Here is a 209-nt window from a genome sequence, read left to right on the forward strand (position 1 = left end):
GCGGTGGAACTGGGTGCGATCGCATTCGGAAAATCTCCCACCAAATTAAACCCATCTGGGAGAGTTATGTCGGAAACGGATAATTCTGTCGTCCCGCTATTTGCGATCGTAAAAGTTCGGGTAACGGCGGTTCCGACGGTGGCGGTTCCGAAATCTACCGTTCCGGTGTTGTCGGGGATATCGGTATCTCCGTCCGAAACTTCGATTTC

The 209-nt window shown here is 52.2% G+C and carries 1 protein-coding gene; it reads right to left on the reverse strand.

Annotated elements, in window-relative coordinates; genetic code table 11:
• Positions 1-209: hypothetical protein (locus tag AC0QHF_RS27735; protein ID WP_324707521.1), on the reverse strand; the 209-nt coding region annotated here is incomplete at both ends.

The sequence above is a fragment of the Lyngbya sp. CCY1209 genome, from assembly GCF_055795065.1.